This is a genomic window from Gordonia sp. GN26 (assembly GCF_054823965.1).
On record NZ_JSYC01000007.1, the window covers coordinates 290,456 to 290,950 of the forward strand.

1 protein-coding gene is annotated in these 495 nt (G+C 66.5%); it reads left to right on the forward strand.

The annotated features are described in order from the left end of the window. A partial coding sequence (locus tag OK17_RS02835; protein WP_461416602.1) for a DUF222 domain-containing protein occupies window positions 1-495 on the forward strand: 495 nt, incomplete at both ends.

Here is a 495-nt window from a genome sequence, read left to right on the forward strand (position 1 = left end):
GCCGAACTCCAGACCGTCGATCTGACGCAGTGTTCCGATGCCGAACTCGTCGACGTCGCTGTCGAGACCGAACGTGCCATCGCGCGACTGAGTTTCGCCGGTGACCGTCAGATCGTCGAAGCCACCGAACGCGACCTCCCCCGTAAGACCGGTCACCGCAGCGTCATCCAGTTCATGACCCACCGTTTGCGCGTCGCCGAACCGATCCGACGCCGCAACCAGATGTCCGCCACCGCAAGCTTTCCCAGCCCTACCGGCGAACAACTACCGCCGCAACACCCCGCCCTGGCCGAGGCGTTCGCCGATGGCCGCGTCGGACCCGCGCACGTGCGAACGGTCGTCGAGGTGCTCGAGCAGATCCCCCACGCCGTCGACCACGACATCAAAGTCGCCGCCGAACGACAGATGGCCGAGATCGCCATCGACCACACCCCAACCGACATCACCGCCCTCGGCGCACGGCTGCTCGCTCACCTCGATCCCGACGGCACACTC